Here is a 19,409-nt window from a genome sequence, read left to right on the forward strand (position 1 = left end):
ATAATTGCTGATCAAAGTAATTTTACGAGCGTACTTGATTAAGGTGTTCGTATATAATCCTCTCTGCTCATAAAATTGTTTCACGAATATATCGTTATATCTCATGAACCCTCTAAAAAACTTATTATCTCATATACATCCTTGGTATGGAAACGTTAACTAAATTTGAGAGTGGAAAATCTCTGTCAATAAATCTAACGCACTAGCAAAGATAAAAAGAGCATTTGATTCATAAAGCTTTTTATTTCTGTCATTATGAAGATGGACGCGTCACAATATAAATGGCTATCAACAATAAAACAGCCGCAACCAACAAAGCAAACCACAAAGCAGGATGCAGCATCATCAAAAATGATAAAAAACCTCCCGCCATGCTCACCACCGCAAAAACTTTAATTAATGGTGGAATAGCTCTCTTTTCTTCCCATTGCTTAATAGGCGGACCGAAAACGCGGTGATTATTCAACCAATGATGAAAACGTGGTGATGAACGCGCAAAACACCATGAAGCAACTAATAGAAAGGGCACGGTTGGCATAATAGGGAGTACTATGCCGATGATACCCAATATAACCATTGCCCAACCCACTATAGACATGAAGATACGCAAAGGGTGAGATATAGTAAAATCCTTTTTCATCTTCTAGCACCATTTTCCTCTACGAAAAGTCATAATATATTACACGCTTTGGTACACAACCACTTCTCAATACTATTTCATTCGTAAGCGTATTTTTCGGTGATTCCTCCTTTCAACGCGTAGAACAACTTACGCAATATGATAATCATTTCAAAAGTTTCAAGAAAGCAAAATAAATTGTTGAGAAAACAAAAAATAAAAAGGCTGCAGAATAAATCAATGCAGCCTCTTAATTACGAATGCAGTGTTGGGGGGGGGAGAATACATACTGCATCCATCTGCTAGACATTAGGAGGAAAACGACCTAGCAACACGCTTTCTAGTTAAAACAAGCATGAGAAACAATAGACAAAAACGCATGTCTGCTATGCACGAACTTTATTACACTTAAATTTCCTGAATTGTAACTCGGCGAAAAAAAGTCGACGTAAAAATAGCAATAAAAATCAAAGTTAAAATCAACACAATCGTGGAAGCAGAATCAGAACCTAAAAATAAGCTTAAATAAACTCCTAAAAAACCAGAAAAAGCGGCAACAAATATAGCGATTACCAACATAAAAGAAAACCGCTTTGTAATAAGATAAGCAATTGCTCCCGGCGCTATCAATAAAGAAATAACAAGAACAATCCCAACAGCTTTCAAAGCTGCAACGATCGTGAGAGAAATCATTGTTAAAAGAGTATAGTGGAGTACTGATATTCGCAACCCCATTGCACGACCTTGAACTGAATCAAAAATATACAGCATAAAATCACGCCATTTCGCTCCTAAAATAAAGGTAACAGTAGCAGAAATTATCGCCGTCTGCGTGATATCAAGCCAGTTAACACCCAGGAGATTACCAAATAGAATATGATTCAAGTCTAAGCTACTATAAATAGATGTTGCCAAAACAAGCCCCAAACCAAACATAGACGAAAAAACAACACCCATCACCGTGTCCTGCTTGATACGGCTATTGCTCCCTAAAAAACCTGTTGTAAGAGCACAAACCATACCTGCAATAAAAGCACCACAAGCAATCAAGGTCATTGTAACATTCTCTGGGCGCACTTGCTGAAACCAAACAAATGGCAAAGAAGTCAAAACTGTTATCACCCACGGTGTCGCCATGTAACCAAGCACAACACCAGGAAAAACCGCATGAGAAATTGCATCGCCTAAAAGCGCCCATCCTTTCAAAATAAGAAAACAAGAAAGCATCGCCATTGGAACAGAAAGGATTATGACAATAAGTATACCCTTAAGCATAAAAGAAAACTGAAAAGGAAGTAGTAATTGATCAATCATGATAACATCACACCTTTTTTTGCCGCATTTATACGCAAGCGTGCCGCTATAAACCCATGTTTAGGAGCAAAAATAAAAGCTAAAATAAACAGAAATGCTTGAAAAAGTACAACAACACCACCTGTTTGCGCATTCAAAAAATAACTCACATAAACACCTAATATACTTGTGAATGTTCCAATTATAACTGCAATAACTAAAACATTCACAAAACGGTCACTTAAAAGATAAGCTGTTGCTCCAGGCGTCACCACAAGACAAATGACCAAAAACGCTCCAACTGTTTGCATAGCAGCAACAGTACAAGCGGCAAGTAATGTGAAAAAGAGAATCTTTAAAAACTTTACGTTTAATCCAATAGCGCGTGCATGCGTCTCATCAAATAAAGAAACAAGGAGATCTTTCCATTTCAAAAGCAATATAAGCAAAGAAAAAAAACCAATAAAAGCCAATTGTATAATATCTGACGAGCTGACTGCTAAAATATTTCCCAAAACAATCGTATCAATATTAACGGCCATTGGTTTTAATGATTTGAGAAATAAGCCAAAAGCAAAAAAGGAAGAAAAAATGAGACCAATAATAGTATCTTCTTTCAGCTTTGTCCGGTGATTAAAAAAGAGCATCGCTGCCGCAGCAAGGCCACCAGAAAAAAAAGCTCCAAGAGAAAAAGGGAACCCTAGAAGATAAGCCCCTGCTACTCCAGGTACAATCGAATGGGAGAGTGCATCACCAATGAGCGACCAACCTTTCAACATCAAAAAAGCAGAAAGAAAGGCGCAAACACACCCCACCAATCCCGAAACCCACATCGCATTAACCATATATTGATAGCTCAGCGGTTCAAGCAACCAAGACATCATGCTACGTGCTCCACTTTTTCAATATTCTCGAAAACTATAGATTGTTTTCCTGCCATGAAAACATTATTTTTTTTTGCGTTTTGAAAATCAAAAATATGGTGGTGTAAAGCACCACCAAAAGTTTTCTCAAGATTTTCTTTTGTAAAGACAGCTTCAGTTAATCCAGACGCCAAAACCGTTCCCTTTACTAAGACAGTGTGGTCACAAAATTCACGAACAGAGCCTAAATTGTGGGTAGAAACTAATATCACAGCTCCTTCTTGACGTAGGTCTCGTAACAAAGCAATAATTTTGTCTTCCGTTGTGACATCAACCCCTGTAAACGGCTCATCTAACAAAATAGCTTTTGCCTGCTGCGCAAGAGCACGTGCCAGAAAAACACGCTTTTTCTGCCCACCAGAAAGTTCACCAATTTGGCGCTTAGCAAATGGCAACATATCGACACGTTCTAATGCAACACGGACAGCCTCATAATCTCGTGCCCGCGCATAGCGAAAGAAATTCATGTGACCATACCGCCCCATCAAAACAACATCTTCAACGAGAACAGGAAAATTCCAATCAACATCTTCACTCTGAGGAACATAAGCAATAAGATTTTGTTTTAAAGCCGTATCAACAGGCAAACCAAAAATGCGAATTTTTCCTTTGGATGGTCGCACAAATCCCATAATAGCTTTAAATAATGTTGACTTGCCTGATCCATTAACACCAACCAATGCTGTAATGGAACCTGTTGGACTCTCAAAATTCACATCGCGTAAAGCTGTATGTCCATTACGATAAGTTACTGTTACTTCTTGAGCAAATATTCCAGATTCTTTCATTGACTTCTTACTCCATCTAATAAGGCATTGCTAATACGCCCGCTTGTGACACGCAATAAATCAATATAGGTTGGGACCTCACCATTTTTTTCACTCAGAGAATCAACATAAAGAACGCCACCGTATTTAGCCCCCGTCTCTCTCGCAACCTGTTTAGCAGGAGCAGGAGAAATAGTACTCTCAGAAAAAACTGCTTGGATATTGTGTTTGCGAACCATGTCAATAACGTGTTTAACTTGCTGCGGCGTCCCTTGCTGATCAGCATTAATTGGCCATAGATAGAGTTCTTTCAGATCAAAATCACGTGCCAAATAGCTAAACGCGCCCTCGCTCGTCACAAGCCAACGCTTATCTTGCGGTACTGCTTCCAGTTCAGCCTTGATTGGATCAATCGTTGCGCGAATCTTCTGCTTATAAATTTCGGCATTTTCTTTATAAATAGCAGCATGTTCGGGATCATACTTTACAAAAGCGTCACGAATATTATCGACGTAAATCAAAGCAGAGGTCGGCGACATCCACGCATGAGGGTTTGGCTTACCACTGAAAGGTCCTTCACCAATTTTAATTGGCACAATGCCTTTTGAAACAACAACACTTGGAACATCCTTGATATTTTGGAAAAACTTTTCAAACCAAAGTTCCAATTCTAATCCATTCCACAATACAAGATTTGCACCTTGGGCGCGCATAAGATCGCGAGGTGTAGGTTGATATTCGTGAATTTCAGCACCTGGTTTGGTGATTGATTCAACATCAGCTGCATCACCTGCTACATTACGCGCCATATCAGCAATGATCGTGAATGTCGTAACCGCTTTAAATTTGCCAGCACCAAAAGCGAAATTGGGTGTAAAAAAAATAATAATTCCCAAAAATACGGTACAAAATGTTTTTACGTTCATTGATCCTCTCTTTATTGCCAATGATTTGCATTATCATTTAGAAATAACAGTTATCTTTGACATTTGCAATGAAGGATTCTGACAAAAAATAACTTTTCAAGATGTTTAAAAACATTCTTTCAACTTTGAAAAAAACTGATCATTTAAAGAAAATCTGCTTTGTGCGAAAAATTTCTTTCAAGGAGCTCTATAAATCCTGAATGCCAAAAAAAGAGGGAGCACTTTTGAGTGCTCCCTCTTTATAAAATAACCTGATAAAAGAGAAGAAGACTTAACAGCGCAAACATGCATCTGTCACCTTAGTGACATTTTCTACCACTTTCAAAGCAAGCTCTTCTAGATCTTCATCCGTTAAGGTCCGTTCAATGGGTTGAATAGCGACTTCAATCGCAACAGATTTTTTATCTTCACCAAGGCTTGAATCTTCAAAAATATCAAAAACCTGCACTGAATGAATAAGTTTTTTATCCGCTCCACTTGCAGCACGTACAATAAGAGAGGAAGCAACCGTTTTATCAACCACAAATGCAAAATCACGCCGCACTATTTGAAAAGGCGATAATTTCAACGGAGAACGACTTTTGGTTACCTTTTTCTTGAACTCCGGAATTTTATCAAGAAAAATTTCAAACCCACATAAAGGACCACTTACATCTAACTTTTCCAATGTAGCAGGATGAAAAACGCCAAAAAAACCAAGAATAATCTTTGCTCCAAGCTTCATAAGCCCTGAACGACCAGGATGATACCAATTAGGAGCTCCAACTTCAATTTGAATCTTGCCTATATCCATACCACACGCTTCTAAAACAGCCAATGCATCGGCTTTGGCATCAAAAACATCAACTGTTGCAGCATCACCATGCCAAAAACGCCCTGCTCCTTCAAATCGTTCTGTTCCTCGGCGAATCCCACCAGCAACACATTGCTGTTTATCAGGTGTATCGCCTTCATAGATGCTGGACACCTCAAACAAAGCAAGATCTGGAAAACCACGATCAGCATTTCGTTGTGCTGCCATCAGTAAACTAGGTAAAAGAGAAGGACGCATCACGGACATGTCAGCAGAAATAGGATTTACCAATTTAAGCTGTTCTTGACCACCGCCAAAAGCAAAAGCCTGACTTTCAGAAATAAAGGACCATGTCACGGCCTCCTTCATACCACGATGCGCTAAAGCTAAACGCGCAACACGTGAATGAACCTGTGCGCCTGTTAAAACTGGACCTTTTCCCGCTGTAAAATCTGCTAACGGAATGGGTTTAATTTTATCCAACCCATAAATCCTCATCACCTCTTCTACTAAATCAGCTTTATCAGCAATATCAGGACGCCATGTTGGTACTTTAACGGTAACAACATCTCCTTCCCCTTCAATACAAAATCCAAGCTGTATCAAAATAGTAATGGCTCGTTCACGCTCTATTTCTAAATTTGTCAAACGCTTCATTTCAGAAAAAGGAAAAGCGATTTGTTTGATTTCTGGTTGCTGATAACCAACAACCTTCGTCTTGGATACCTCACCACCGCAAAGGCGTAAAACTAATTCTGTTGCAATCTCAAGCCCTTTTTCCATAAAAGTCGGATCAACACCTCGCTCAAACCGATAACGCGCATCACTGATAATTCCTAATGCACGTCCCGTCTGCGCAATACTCTTTGAATCCCAAAGTGCTGACTCAATAATAACCCGACGCGTCTTCTCATCACAGCTCGTTCTTTCACCACCCATAATACCGGCAATCGAAACAACTCCCTCTTCATCTGCGATGACACAATCTTTGACACCCAAATTATAGATTTTTCCATTAAGCGCTTGAAGTTGTTCACCTCCACGACCACGACATACACTTAAATTCCCTTTAATCTTATCTGCATCAAAAACATGAAGCGGACGACCAAGATCAAAGCTTATGTAATTGGTCATATCGACCAACGCATTAATAGGTCTCAAACCAATTGCACTCAAACGCCGCTGCATCCATTGCGGTGACGCCCCATTTTGAACATTACGTACTTCACGCCAAGCAAAACCTAAACATAGCGATGAGCCTTGCGAAAAATCTAAAGAAACATGAAGCGGTGTTTCAAAAGAAGCGTCAAATTGTGGCAACGATAATTCTTTTAATCGCCCGATTCCAGTAGCAGCTAAATCACGCGCAATACCGCGAACACCTGTACAATCAGAACGATTGGGAGTTAAACCAATATCAATGACTGGATCATCTAAACCTGCATAAGCAGCGAATGAACCTCCTATAGTCGCATCCTCTGGGAGTTCGATAATCCCATCATGCTCACTTGATAATTCAAGCTCTGCTTGTGAACACATCATCCCGAAACTTTCAACCCCACGAATTTTTCCTACAGACAAGGTCACATCAAGTCCCGGCACATAAGTGCCTGGCAATGCAAGAACACCAACAAGTCCAGCACGCGCATTTGGTGCCCCACAGACAATTTGCATAGGCGTACCAGACCCCGTATCTACCGATAAAATCTGTAATTTATCTGCGTCAGGATGTTTTGTTGCTGTTAAAACTTTTGCAATCACAAAACCTTTTAAAGAAGAACGGTCATCAACATGATCAACCTCAAGACCAATCGCCGTTAGTTTATCGCAAATTTCATTCAAAGATGCATCTGTCTCTAAGTGATCTTTCAACCAAGACAATGTAAATTTCATTTTAAAACCTCACATCAACGCTATGATAAGATCACACATTATTTAAAGCAGGAAAAAAAGCAGGTATATCAAAACAACGAAAGCCGTAATGATCTAACCAACGCAAATCAGCATCAAAAAAAGCCCGCAAATCAGGCATACCGTATTTCAACATGGCAATGCGATCAATACCCATTCCCCACGCAAATCCCTGATATTCATCGGGATCTAAACCAACATTCTTCAATACATTAGGATGCACCATTCCGCATCCTAAGATTTCCAGCCAATCTTGTCCTTCACCGAATTTTACTTCTGAACCAGAACGGTCACACTGGATATCCACTTCCATAGATGGTTCGGTAAAAGGAAAAAAAGAGGGACGAAAACGCATCTTCACAGATGAAACTTCAAAAAAAGCTTTACAAAAAGTCTCATGAAGCCACATCATATGTGCAATGGTAGAGGTTTTATCAATCACAAGACCTTCCACCTGATGAAACATTGGTGAATGAGTCGCATCTGAATCCATACGGTAAGTTTTTCCAGGAATAATGATACGTATGGGTGCTTTTTGTTTTTCCATCGTACGAATTTGCACGGGTGATGTATGGGTGCGCAATAATTTGCGCTCTCCTGCTTTATTGACATCAAAAAAGAAGGTATCATGCATTTCGCGCGCTGGATGACCTTCAGGGAAATTCAATGCCGTAAAATTGTAATAATCTGTTTCAATATCTGGTCCTTCCGCAAGTGAAAAACCCATATTCGTGTAAATAGCTATAATTTCTTCAATCACCTGTGAGATAGGATGAATACGCCCCCGTTCTATAGGTGAAGAACGAACAGGTAAGGTTACATCAACCGTTTCGCTAGAAAGGCGCGAATCCATTGCTTGCTTTTTAAGAAGATCACGTTTTTGCGTCCATAACTCTAAAACACGATTTTTTAACCCATTAAGAGCAGGCCCCATTTTATGACGTTCTTCAGCGCTCATCTTCCCTAATGTTTTTAATTTTTCAGAGATGCTCCCTTTTTTGCCTAACGCCGCAATACGCACTGCTTCAAGTTCCTGTTCATCACCCGCTGCTTCTAAAGCTAAACAAATTTCTTGTTCCAGACGCTCAATATCGCTCATCTTTTTGCCTATGTTTTTAATAAAAAAAAACCCGCACTCGTAAAAACCAGTACGGGACCCTGAATAAATGAATGCTTTAAGAGAACACGACTGGCTTACTTGACAGCGCTTTCAAAAGCATTAGGCGTCGTGTCTTGTAAATATTCCAAAGCCTTCTTTGCACAGGCTACTAAAGTAGAAAACGCTTCTGTTTCGTGAACTGCTATATCTGAAAGAACTTTACGATCAACCTCAATACCAGCCTTCGATAAACCATCAATAAAACGCGCATAAGTCAAACCTTCTGCACGAACAGCGGCATTAATCCTCTGAATCCACAAAGCACGGAAAGTACGTTTCCTATTTTTGCGATCACGATAAGCGTACTGCTTTGAACGATCAACCGCCGCTTTAGCTGCACGAATAGTATTTTTGCGCCGACCGTAAAAACCTTCAGCTTGTTTCAAAACCTTTTTGTGCTTAGCGTGCGCTGTCACACCTCTTTTTACACGTGCCATGTAATAATCTCCTAAAAATCAAAAGCGTAAGGTTTAAAAACCATTTGGCAAATAATACTGAACGACTTTTTTGGCATCTTGTTCGCATAAAACCATCGTTCCACGCGCATCGCGAATAAATTTATTTGAACGCTTAATCATACCGTGACGTTTGCCTGCAGCTGTTACTTTAACTTTGCCTGACGCAGTGATTTTAAATCGCTTCTTAGCGGACGACTTGGTCTTCATCTTGGGCATTTTGCTACTCCATACAATTTTATTCATTCAAGTGGATTCATTACATTCAAGCGGACTAACGCTTGAACAAGCATTCAAACAGCCACGGCATGCCCTGCCGGGCGGCTCTGATAGCGTTTTCATAAGCTAGTATACACGAAATAGCAAGACCATATCAAAAAAAAATCGGAGGCCCATTGCCTTGAACTTCAACCAAAGGTGCTGGAATTGCATTTGTTTTGATGGCTGCTTTACACAGATCAGCAATAATACATTGCGTACATTGTACTTTACGGGCTTGGCAAATATAACGCCCATGTAAAATAAGCCAATGATGCGCATGACGAATATAATGCACTGGTATAATCTTTAGTAACTTTTCTTCAACAATCTCTGGTGTTTTGCCAGACGCTAAACCAAGGCGGTTTCCAAGGCGAAAAATATGCGTATCCACCGCCAGTGTAGACTGACCAAAAGCAACACTCAAAACAACATTAGCCGTTTTTCGCCCTACTCCAGGAAGTGCCATAAGTGCTTCACGTTTATCAGGCACTTGACCACCATAGTGATCAATTAAAAAGTTGCAAAGTGCATAAACATTACGCGCTTTTGCACGCCAAAGACCAATTGTACGAATATGGCGTGCAATTTCTTCTTCTCCTAATGCAACCATTTTTTCCGGTTGATCAGCGAGGCGAAACAATTCCTTTGTCGCTTTATTAACGCTCGTATCTGTAGCTTGAGCCGAAAGAACAACCGCAACCAAAAGAGTAAAAACATTGGTATAGATAAGATCACTCTTAGGAAGCGGGCGTTGAACAGAAAAACGACGAAATATTTCTTCAATTTCGTCTTTGCTATATAATATTTTGACAGATTTTCGTGTCTGTAATAATTTTATTTTTCTTTGAATCATTGAACACTTTTATCTTCTCTCTTGAAGTTATCATCCACACTCGCCATATTGAGGGGGATGTAGCGAGTACTTTGTTATAGAGCTTGGTTAAGTAGAGCCGCTTTGAAGAGGACACTCACAATGACACATGTGACGCCTTTCTCCAATCCCTTTCTTTTAGGATTTGAAACGATAGAAAAAACATTGCGACGTATTGGTAAAGCTGATGAGGCTTATCCAGCCTATAATATTGAACGTTTGCACAAAAACGATGACACAAACCATATACGCATAACTTTGGCTGTTGCTGGATTTAAAGTCAATAACCTTAGTATCTTGCTCGATGACAATCAACTGATCATTCATGGTAAACAAACAGATAGTCAAAATCATCAATATTTATATCGCGGTATAGCCGCACGCCAATTTCAACGCATCTTTGTTCTCGCTGAAGGAATGCATGTTACAAATGCCGAGTTGAAAAATGGTCTCTTATCAATTAACCTACATCAACCAAAATCAAAAAAACAAACGGTACAGATTCCGATCAACTGTAGTAGTGGCGAGTAATACAAATTAAGGCGTAAAGGAGTAGTGAAATGGGAGAGCACAAACAGAACCTGCCGTTGCAAGATACAGCCCACTCTGATACGGGGCAAATTGCTTATTTGAAAAAGGTTTGTACAGATGATCTGGCTAAAAACTTTCCAGATCTTCCACCAATGACCCCAGGCATTACAATATGGGCTCTTTTTGGTGAAACAGGCTATCCAATCATTTTATCCGACGAGCGTTCTATCGCTCTTGCAGGAGCTAATGAGCATGAGCTACAAATTGTGACTCTGCACTAGATTGTTGCACCAAAAATAATGAAAGCATCTTTATGAAGCTATCAATATTGTATAGGAAAGCACAACAATAAACCTTTGTATGGGTAAATTGGAAGCAGATCATTCCAGTGAGGTATCGTAATTTTTTTAATAAAAAAGCGCAGTTGTATCTAACTTTCTACTATCCCTCTCACACTATCAATCTTTTGAGCGATGGTATCTGCTTTTTCTTTTCTTTGATATTCTACTGTCTTGTTTCTATAAAAAGAGATCTTTGTTGATTGATACTCTTTGAATCTATTCTGTTATCGGCATTTATAGTGAACTATTTATCTCTTGAGAGAGCATTTCTTTTTAATAAAGGTTTTGATAAAAAAATCCTCCCCATAATATTCTTAAATGCATTGGAAGATTCCTAGTCATCTGGATTTATTCAACTCGTGTAATCAGAAAAACCATACTTGTTCACTCGAGGCATAATAAATTCTGTGTTTAAGTCTATTCCAAAACCAATCTAATCCTTGCTTGCAGATATCCTCCTTTAACGCCACCCACATGCCTTTAATTGTTGTTCATATTGTCTAGATATTCTTGCCATGCGCTGTGCCGCTTGTGCAAGTGCGCTACTACTTGCTTGCCCTCTACTGCGCGCATAAGCACCATGCCCCATATGATAATTTAAATAAAGGCTATACGCATCATCAAACCTCACACCATTGCGTTGGACACTTTGGCGATGGTACCAAGCAACAAAATCAGCGGCATCTGCAAAATTAGTCCGCCATGCAAAAGACCGTCCCGTAGAACGGAGATACATTGCCCATGTACTGTCAAGCGCTTGAGAATAACCATATGCTGTCGATCGGCGTTTCCATGGAATAAAACCAAAAAGTTTTGTGCGTGGAGGACGTGCATTGTGACGAAAATTCGATTCCATCTTAATGGTTGCAAGAATAATCGGCATAGGAATCCCATAGTGCATTGCTGCGCGTTGAGAAGCTTTTCCCCAATTATCAAAAAAACTATTTTTTTGTGCTAAAACAGCGCAAGCATTGTTTGTATAGATTGGGGAGGTTGTTGCACATCCCTCTAGCAGAAACACCAATGCCCCCAAAAACAAAAGGCGCCGCATATATTTTCTTCCTCTCATTAGGAAATTAATGAGATATAGATACTAAAAAATTATTACCAATCAATAAATAAAGAATATGGACATACTTGTAATTACTAGGAGCCTTGTTTTACTCCTCATCCACCAAACGCAATGTTTGAGATGAAATAGAGGTTGTCATTTTCGTTTGCTCAAAGCTGTTCTCTTTTAACTCAAAAGTTTCAATGCGATTAGCTCGTTTCATAATTTTTGAGGATGATATTAAAATCCCCTCTATATCTTCACCTGCTTTGTAAAAATGCTTCTGTAACGCGCGAACACGCGTATCCATTCGTCCAAAATCTTCCATTAATTTTGCTACTTCTGACTGAATCAAATGTGCTTGTTCACGCATCCGCGCATCTTTCATAATAGTTTGTACAACCTGAACAGATAACATCAACAAAGATGGTGATACAATAATCACATGTGCTCGATTGGCTTTTTGTACCAATGGCTCAAAATCTTCATAAATTGTTGCAAAAACCGATTCCGAGGGTACAAAGAGAAAAGCTGTATCATGTGTTTCTCCAGGAATTAAATATTTCTGTGCAATATCGCGAATATGAACTTCCATGTCAGTACGGAATTGGCGTTCTGCTTCCTGACGCTCTTGCGCTGATGTTGCTTTACGCATGGCATTCCACGCCTCTAGAGGAAATTTTGCATCAATCACAAGAGATGGTCCTTTATTCGGCATGTAAATGAGGCAATCTGGGCGCTTTCCATTAGAGAGAACTGCTTGAAAAGCATAAGCATTTGTTGGTAGGGCATCGGCAATAATTGCTTCCATCCTCCCCTGACCAAAAGTACCACGTGTCTGTTTATTGCTTAAAATAGCCTGTAACTGAACAACCTGTCCTGTAAGCGACTGAATATTATTTTGCGCCGCATCAATTACCGCTAAACGTTCTTGCAAACGAGCCAAATTTTCATAAGTAGATTTGGTCTGCACCTGAAGCGTTTGACCCAAATTGGCTGTCATCCCATTGAGTTGCTCACTGAGTGACTTATTCAATTCAGCCTGCCTTTGACCAAAAATTTCTGCCATAGTCTGCATTCGCCCTTGCATTTCAGCTTGTGTTTTTAGCAATGTAGCCATCTGCATTTGTGCTTCACGGGCACGTTCAGCAGTTTTATTTTCCCAAAGTGCCTTTTTCCGATAAGAATGTATCAGCATAAAAAATGTCAAGCAAATGAGTATCAGTAAAAGCAGAGCACTCAGTTTAGCAAAAGACTGATCAGCGAGCATAAAAGAAAAAAACGAATCAAACATACCAAATAATATAATCCTCTTATCATAAAAAAAGCGCAAGAATTCGTTATTCAATATTGACCCATAACAAACCATTGATTAATCTATACTTATGCCAATTAAATCTTTAATTACTTTACCTGATCCGATTTTACGGGAAGTATCCAAACCCGTCGAGCATATTGATTCAGCTCTCCAAAAGCTTGCTGATGATATGTTGGATACGATGTATAATGCCCAAGGCGTTGGTCTTGCTGCTATTCAAATTGGTATACCGCTGCGTATGTTGGTCATAGATGTCTCCAGAGATGATATCTCGAAAAATCCGCTTGTTGTTATTAACCCAGAAATCTTATGGCTTTCAGATGAGCGTAATACTTATAAAGAAGGCTGCCTCTCTATTCCTGAATATTACGCGGAAGTTGAACGCCCTAAACGCCTTTGTGTGCGCTATCAAGATCGCCAAGGGAAACAAACAGAAATTGAAGCAGATGATCTCCTAGCTACTTGCTTACAGCACGAAATTGATCATTTAAACGGCTGTCTTTTTATAGATCACATTTCAAAAATCAAACGTGATATGGTGATACGAAAATTTAAAAAACGCGCAAAAGAAAATAACGCACAGAAAGCACTTTTGTAATGGCATTACGGTTGAGTTTTATGGGAACACCTGATTTTTCTGTTCCCATTTTACATGCTTTGTTGAATGCGGGACATGATATTGTAGCTGTTTATAGCCAACCTCCTCGCCCAGCAGGCCGTCGTGGTCTTAAACTGATCCCCTCACCTGTTCAAAACGCAGCACAAGCAAAATGCATCCCTGTGTTCACTCCTCTAACGTTCAAAACAGTCGAACAACAAGCCCAATTTACAGCACTTGGTGTTGATGCTGCTGTTGTTGTTGCCTATGGACTCCTCTTACCGAAAACTATTCTTGAAACACCACGCTTTGGTTGTTTTAATGCTCATGCTTCACTCTTACCACGTTGGCGTGGCGCTGCTCCTATTCAGCGTGCAATTATGGCTGGTGATAGAGAAACGGGGATGATGATTATGAAAATGGATGAAGGGCTTGATACAGGACCTATTGCTCTCTCCCACTCCATCCCTATCACCGATAACATGACGACCTGTGAACTTTCAAATAAACTTTCACATATGGGTGCAGAACTTATGATAAAAGCTCTGTCAGCTCTTGAAAAAGGCCAGCTTAAACTTACCCCACAATCAGCAGAAGGCATAACCTATGCCTCTAAAATCAAAAAGGAAGAAACCCGCATTGATTGGACAAAACCTGCAGAACTTATTCATAGGCATATTCGTGCACTTTTTCCCTCTCCTAGTTGCTGGTGCAACATGAATATCGGCGGACGAGAAGAGCGCGTAAAAATTCTTGGAAGTCGCTTAAAAACGGGACCTTCTCTTGAAATTGGTCGGATAGAGCCAAATTCTTTGATCGTCCACTGCGGACAAGGACGTTTAGAAATAACCCATCTCCAAAGATCTGGTGGTAAAATTCTTGATAGCGCCACATTTTTGCGAGGTGCTCATATTTCTACTGTTTTTTAATATGCCACGTTTTAAACTCACCCTTGAATATGATGGCTCAAATTACGCTGGTTGGCAGCGCCAAACAGACCTCCGCACCATACAAGGAGCTCTTGAGCAAGCTATTTTTCACTTTTGCGGCCAACAACTAACCATCACGACAGCTGGCCGAACGGATGCAGGTGTGCATGCTACTGGACAAGTTGTACATGTTGATTTTGAAAAAACCTGGTACACGCACACTATACGTGATGCGCTCAATGCGCATTTACGAAAACAAGGAGAAGATATTTCGATCTTAAATGTACAAAACGTCCCTGATGACTTTGACGCACGATTTTCCGCAATCAAACGCCATTATCTTTTTAAAATTCTTAATCGCCGCTCCCCACCAGCTTTGAACGCCAAACGCGTGTGGTGGTTGCCAAAACCCCTTAACGCTGAAGCCATGCATGAAGCTGCCCAAAAACTTGTAGGACAACACGATTTTACCACTTTCCGCTCAGCCCATTGCCAAGCCAAAAGCCCTATTCGCACCCTTGAACGCCTTGATGTTCAAAGAGAAGGAGATGAGATTTTCCTCTATGCACAAGCCCGCTCTTTTCTTCATCATCAAATTCGTTCATTTGCGGGAAGCCTTATGGAAGTTGGTATCGGTCGCTGGACAACACAAGATCTTGAAGCAGCTCTTCATGCTAAAGATCGCACACGTTGTGGTGTTGTCGCACCACCTTCAGGACTTTATTTGACTAAAGTGGAATATTAACTATCCTGCAAAAGTTACTTCTTCAAAAGCAATTAAGGAAGCTTATAAAAGGAACGGATTTCTTCAAAAGCCTCCGCTGCGGTATTGACAAATGTCATCAGGGTGAGATCAGCAGGAGAGATAGTACCTTGTGCTGATAAATAATCAAAATTAATAACGTTTGCCCAAAATTCTTTGCCAAACATTAAAATTGGAACCTGTTTCATTCGCCCTGTTTGCATTAAAGTTAAAGTTTCAAACAACTCATCCAGAGTACCAAACCCTCCAGGGAAAACCGCCAATGCCTTCGCCCGCATTAAAAAATGCATTTTACGCATCCCTAAATAATGAAAATTAAAACATAAATGCGGAGTCACATAAGAATTAGGCATTTGCTCATGCGGTAAAACGACGTTTAAGCCAATCGTTGGTGCACCAACATCAGTAGCACCACGATTTCCTGCTTCCATTACCCCTGGGCCCCCCCCTGTGACGACCACAAATTCACGATACTCCGTCGTAGCAGAATAGCATGAACATAAACGCGCAAATTCCCTTGCTTCATCGTAATAATGTGACATAGCATGTAAATTTTTCTTTTGTGTTCCATTTTTTGCTGCCCACGCTGCTTGCCCAGATTCGGGAATACGCGCACCACCAAATAAAACAATTGTTGATTGAATATTATATTCCTGAAGCACTATTTCTGGCTTTAAAAACTCAAGACCAATACGTTGTGAGCGTAACTCAGGACGCATCATAAACTCTTGGTCGATATACGCCAAACGATAAGTAGGTGAATGCATTTGTGCTGAATCGGAAACTTCATGCACCTGTTGTAGAGCATCTTTTACATGGAGAAGTGGCGCCCAATTTTTTTGTTCTTTTTCTCTTTTTTCTTTGTAACCTTTTTTCATGCACTTGTCCTACTTCCTCATCGTTTTATTGACTGAAAACATTTCTTCGCGTAGGTCATAAAGAATAAATCTTGACAACTTGTTTAACGGAAACTTTGATCATGACCCATCTCACACAACTTGAAATGATTATTGAAAAAGCATTTGATGATCGCGATTCTATCGATATTATCACAAAGGGTGAAATTCGTGAAAGTGTTGAATATGCATTAAACCTTCTTGACAAAGGTGAAGTCCGTGTAGCGGAACGCCAAAAAAATGGACAATGGCATGTTCACCAATGGTTAAAAAAAGCCGTCCTTCTCTCTTTTCGGCTCAATCCTATGCAAATTATTGCCGGTGGGATAAATGGAACATATTGGTGGGATAAAGTCCCTTCGAAATTTTCTGGTTGGCAAGAAGTTGACTTTAAAAAAGCTGATTTCCGTTCCGTTCCTGGAGCAATTGTACGCCATTCTGCCTATATTGCTCCCAATGTTATATTGATGCCATCCTTTGTAAATCTTGGTGCTTTTGTCGATGAGGGAACAATGGTTGATACATGGACTACTGTTGGTTCCTGTGCACAAATTGGCAAACATGTTCATCTTTCTGGTGGCGTCGGTGTCGGAGGTGTTTTAGAACCACTGCAAGCAAACCCAACGATTGTTGAAGATTATTGCTTTATCGGTGCACGCTCTGAAGTTGTTGAAGGTTGTATTATTCGTGAAGGTGCAGTTTTAGGGATGGGAGTTTTTATTGGAAAATCTACAAAAATTATTGATCGTACAACAGGCGAAGTTTTTATAGGTGAAGTGCCTGCCTATTCCGTTGTAGTTCCAGGCTCTCTCCCTGGAAAACCATTACCAAACGGTGCAGCAAGTCCAAATCTTTATTGTGCTGTCATAGTGAAACGCGTTGACCAAAAAACACGAGAGAAAACATCTATTAACGATCTTTTGCGTGATTAAAAAATACTCTTCTAAAGCCTTAAAAATCAACACAATACAAAAATGCTTTCAACGAAAGAAATTTCATTATTTACTCATTTTAAGCGCTTGAATAAAAGCCGACTGTGGAATTTCTACTTTTCCAAATTGGCGCATTCGTTTTTTACCTTCTTTTTGCTTTTCTAAAAGTTTACGCTTACGCGTCACATCACCCCCATAGCATTTAGCCGTTACATCTTTACGCAAAGCACGAATTGTTTCACGCGCAATAATTTTACCCCCAATTGCTGCTTGGACTGGAATCTGAAACATATGTTGAGGAATAAGATCTTTTAGTTTTTCGCACATGGAACGCCCGCGCCTTTCCGCAATAGTGCGGTGCACAAGCATCGACAATGCATCAATAGACTCTCCATTCACTAAAATAGACATTTTAACTAAATCGCCTTCTGCATAATCCGTCATCTGATAATCGAAGGAAGCATAACCCTTTGATATTGATTTTAAACGATCATAAAAATCAAAAACAACCTCATTCAGTGGCAAATCGTATGTCACCATCGCACGCGTCCCTACATAGGACAAACTAACCTGTATCCCTCGCCGCTCTTGGCAAAGTTCTAAAATTGATCCAAGATAGTTATCAGGAGTCATAATTGTAGCCCGAATCCATGGTTCTTCAATGGAAGAAATTTTAACAATATCAGGCATATCTGCTGGGTTGTGTAATTCTTTAACAGAACCATCATTCATATTCATACGATAAACAACTGAAGGTGCTGTCGCGATTAAATCCAAATTAAACTCGCGCTCTAACCGCTCTTGAATAATTTCAAGATGAAGAAGCCCTAAAAATCCACAACGAAAGCCAAACCCTAAAGCCGCGGATGTTTCCATTTCAAAGGAAAAGCTTGCATCATTTAAGCGCAGTTTGCCCATGGCTGCACGTAAATCTTCAAAATCAGCTGCATCAATGGGAAAAAGTCCACAAAAAACAACAGGTTGCGCAGGTTTAAACCCAGGTAACGCTTCTTCACAAGAGCGGCGTTCTTCCGTAATGGTATCACCAACCCGTGTATCAGCAACTTCTTTGATAGAGGCCGTTATAAAGCCAATCTCCCCTGGTCCTAATTCATCAACTTGGATCATTTTTGGGGTAAAGACTCCAACCCGTTCAACTGGATATTTTGCTCCTGTACCCATCATGCGGATAGTTTGACCTTTTTTCAATATACCATCAATCACCCGCACCAAAACAATGACTCCAAGATATGCATCATACCAACTATCAACTAACATCGCTTTTAAGGGCTCGTTAACATCGCCAGTACGTGGAGGTGGCAATTGCATCACAATTGCTTCTAAAACATCAGGAACCCCTAAACCTGTTTTTGCTGATATTTCCACTGCCTGAGATGTATCGATGCCTATCACATCTTCAATTTGTTCTTTAACACGCTCAGGTTCTGCCGCTGGAAGATCAACCTTATTGAGCACAACAACCAATTCATGGGAATTATCAATAGCTTGATAAACATTCGCCAACGTCTGCGCCTCTACACCCTGGCTCGCATCCACTACCAAAAGTGAACCTTCACAAGCAGCCAATGAACGCGAAACCTCATAAGCAAAATCAACATGACCAGGCGTATCAATAAGATTTAAAATATAGGTTTCACCACTCTTCGCTTTATAGTGCAAACGTACCGTTTGTGCTTTAATAGTAATTCCACGTTCACGCTCAATATCCATGGAATCAAGCACTTGCTCTTTCATCTCACGTGACTCAAGCCCTCCCGTCATTTGAATCAAACGATCAGCTAAAGTTGACTTTCCATGGTCGATATGTGCCACGATGGAAAAATTACGGATATAATTACGATCTACAGTCATACGGGCGATTTAGCAAAGAATAGCACAAAACGCAAAGACCAATTGCACCTCTTTGAAAACCTTTCAAGAAAATATAAATGAAAAGAGCTTCTCAAAACACAACTCCCCATAACTTAAAAAATGAAGCTTTTGTTTGCTAAACGCAATGCCCATGATTAAAAGTGATGCTCTTCATTTTTTCATATTCGTTGGTCTTATCA

Annotated in this window: 20 protein-coding genes; 6 read left to right on the forward strand and 14 right to left on the reverse strand. The window is 40.0% G+C overall.

Translation table 11 applies throughout. From position 1 onward, the window contains the following. Positions 1-253: 253 nt before the first annotated feature. The 10 genes from LBE40_RS06930 to nth all read right to left on the reverse strand — a co-directional run bounded on the left by LBE40_RS06930 (position 254) and on the right by nth (position 9,960). Positions 254-640, reverse strand: a complete 387-nt coding sequence (locus LBE40_RS06930; RefSeq protein ID WP_004858257.1) for a YbaN family protein — start codon at positions 638-640, stop codon at positions 254-256. Between the two features lie 387 nt (positions 641-1,027). Then, entirely contained in the window at positions 1,028-1,933 is a 906-nt protein-coding gene (locus LBE40_RS06935; protein ID WP_004858254.1) for a metal ABC transporter permease, read from the reverse strand. Beyond that, the gene (locus LBE40_RS06940) at positions 1,930-2,796 is read right to left on the reverse strand and encodes a metal ABC transporter permease (protein ID WP_004858251.1); all 867 of its coding nucleotides are present in this window, start codon (positions 2,794-2,796) and stop codon (positions 1,930-1,932) included. The genes LBE40_RS06935 and LBE40_RS06940 overlap by 4 nt, the downstream gene beginning before the upstream one ends. Further along, positions 2,793-3,623, reverse strand: coding sequence for a manganese/iron ABC transporter ATP-binding protein (locus LBE40_RS06945; RefSeq protein WP_004858249.1), 831 nt, complete (start codon positions 3,621-3,623; stop codon positions 2,793-2,795). Before LBE40_RS06945 ends, LBE40_RS06940 begins: the two co-directional genes overlap by 4 nt. After that, the gene (locus LBE40_RS06950; RefSeq protein WP_004858246.1) at positions 3,620-4,528 is read right to left on the reverse strand and encodes a metal ABC transporter substrate-binding protein; all 909 of its coding nucleotides are present in this window, start codon (positions 4,526-4,528) and stop codon (positions 3,620-3,622) included. Before LBE40_RS06950 ends, LBE40_RS06945 begins: the two co-directional genes overlap by 4 nt. Before the next feature lie 271 nt (positions 4,529-4,799). After that, complete coding sequence (pheT, locus tag LBE40_RS06955) at positions 4,800-7,214, reverse strand: phenylalanine--tRNA ligase subunit beta (protein WP_004858243.1); 2,415 nt, start codon at positions 7,212-7,214, stop codon at positions 4,800-4,802. 31 nt (positions 7,215-7,245) lie between these two features. Beyond that, on the reverse strand, positions 7,246-8,331 hold the full coding sequence (gene pheS, locus LBE40_RS06960) for a phenylalanine--tRNA ligase subunit alpha (protein WP_004858240.1): 1,086 nt from the start codon (positions 8,329-8,331) through the stop codon (positions 7,246-7,248). A gap of 95 nt (positions 8,332-8,426) precedes the next feature. Continuing rightward, positions 8,427-8,828 carry a 50S ribosomal protein L20 gene (gene rplT, locus LBE40_RS06965; protein WP_004858237.1) on the reverse strand — a complete coding sequence of 134 codons (402 nt, stop codon included), beginning with the start codon at positions 8,826-8,828 and terminating at the stop codon, positions 8,427-8,429. A 33-nt stretch (positions 8,829-8,861) separates the two neighbouring features. Then, positions 8,862-9,065: a 50S ribosomal protein L35 gene (gene rpmI / locus LBE40_RS06970; RefSeq protein WP_004858232.1), complete on the reverse strand. Its 204-nt coding sequence runs from the start codon at positions 9,063-9,065 to the stop codon at positions 8,862-8,864. 154 nt (positions 9,066-9,219) lie between these two features. Beyond that, positions 9,220-9,960 carry an endonuclease III gene (nth, locus tag LBE40_RS06975; RefSeq protein ID WP_004858230.1) on the reverse strand — a complete coding sequence of 247 codons (741 nt, stop codon included), beginning with the start codon at positions 9,958-9,960 and terminating at the stop codon, positions 9,220-9,222. Positions 9,961-10,080: 120 nt separating this feature from the next. Between nth and LBE40_RS06980 the strand changes: the two genes are divergently transcribed. Next, the gene (locus tag LBE40_RS06980; RefSeq protein WP_004858225.1) at positions 10,081-10,509 is read left to right on the forward strand and encodes an Hsp20 family protein; all 429 of its coding nucleotides are present in this window, start codon (positions 10,081-10,083) and stop codon (positions 10,507-10,509) included. A 29-nt stretch (positions 10,510-10,538) separates the two neighbouring features. Next, on the forward strand, positions 10,539-10,790 hold the full coding sequence (locus LBE40_RS06985) for a BQ00720 family protein (RefSeq protein WP_004858221.1): 252 nt from the start codon (positions 10,539-10,541) through the stop codon (positions 10,788-10,790). A 520-nt stretch (positions 10,791-11,310) separates the two neighbouring features. On the opposite strand, the gene LBE40_RS06990 is transcribed toward LBE40_RS06985, so the two are convergent. Both LBE40_RS06990 and LBE40_RS06995 read right to left on the reverse strand, forming a co-directional pair. Then, complete coding sequence (locus LBE40_RS06990) at positions 11,311-11,901, reverse strand: transglycosylase SLT domain-containing protein (protein ID WP_004858219.1); 591 nt, start codon at positions 11,899-11,901, stop codon at positions 11,311-11,313. A gap of 109 nt (positions 11,902-12,010) precedes the next feature. Beyond that, positions 12,011-13,195 carry a DNA recombination protein RmuC gene (locus LBE40_RS06995; RefSeq protein WP_004858216.1) on the reverse strand — a complete coding sequence of 395 codons (1,185 nt, stop codon included), beginning with the start codon at positions 13,193-13,195 and terminating at the stop codon, positions 12,011-12,013. A 91-nt stretch (positions 13,196-13,286) separates the two neighbouring features. Between LBE40_RS06995 and def the strand changes: the two genes are divergently transcribed. Genes def through truA form a run of 3 tightly spaced genes read left to right on the forward strand, consistent with a single transcriptional unit; the run spans position 13,287 to position 15,491 of the window. Next, on the forward strand, positions 13,287-13,817 hold the full coding sequence (gene def, locus LBE40_RS07000; protein WP_004858214.1) for a peptide deformylase: 531 nt from the start codon (positions 13,287-13,289) through the stop codon (positions 13,815-13,817). Next, complete coding sequence (gene fmt, locus LBE40_RS07005; RefSeq protein ID WP_004858211.1) at positions 13,817-14,746, forward strand: methionyl-tRNA formyltransferase; 930 nt, start codon at positions 13,817-13,819, stop codon at positions 14,744-14,746. The genes def and fmt overlap by 1 nt, the downstream gene beginning before the upstream one ends. 1 nt (position 14,747) lies before the next feature. Further along, a complete protein-coding gene (gene truA, locus LBE40_RS07010; protein ID WP_004858206.1) occupies positions 14,748-15,491 on the forward strand; it encodes a tRNA pseudouridine(38-40) synthase TruA in 744 nt (247 codons plus the stop codon). 32 nt (positions 15,492-15,523) lie between these two features. Here truA and LBE40_RS07015 read toward each other — a convergent pair whose 3' ends face one another. Next, positions 15,524-16,387, reverse strand: coding sequence for an LOG family protein (locus LBE40_RS07015; protein ID WP_004858203.1), 864 nt, complete (start codon positions 16,385-16,387; stop codon positions 15,524-15,526). Between the two features lie 101 nt (positions 16,388-16,488). On the opposite strand from LBE40_RS07015, the gene dapD reads away from it, so the two are divergent. Then, on the forward strand, positions 16,489-17,337 hold the full coding sequence (gene dapD, locus LBE40_RS07020; protein WP_004858199.1) for a 2,3,4,5-tetrahydropyridine-2,6-dicarboxylate N-succinyltransferase: 849 nt from the start codon (positions 16,489-16,491) through the stop codon (positions 17,335-17,337). A gap of 66 nt (positions 17,338-17,403) precedes the next feature. Here dapD and lepA read toward each other — a convergent pair whose 3' ends face one another. Beyond that, positions 17,404-19,209, reverse strand: coding sequence for a translation elongation factor 4 (lepA, locus tag LBE40_RS07025; protein WP_004858195.1), 1,806 nt, complete (start codon positions 19,207-19,209; stop codon positions 17,404-17,406). Positions 19,210-19,409: the final 200 nt, after the last annotated feature.

Source organism: Bartonella taylorii (genome assembly GCF_023920105.1).
GTDB classification, from domain to species: Bacteria; Pseudomonadota; Alphaproteobacteria; order Rhizobiales; family Rhizobiaceae; genus Bartonella; species Bartonella taylorii.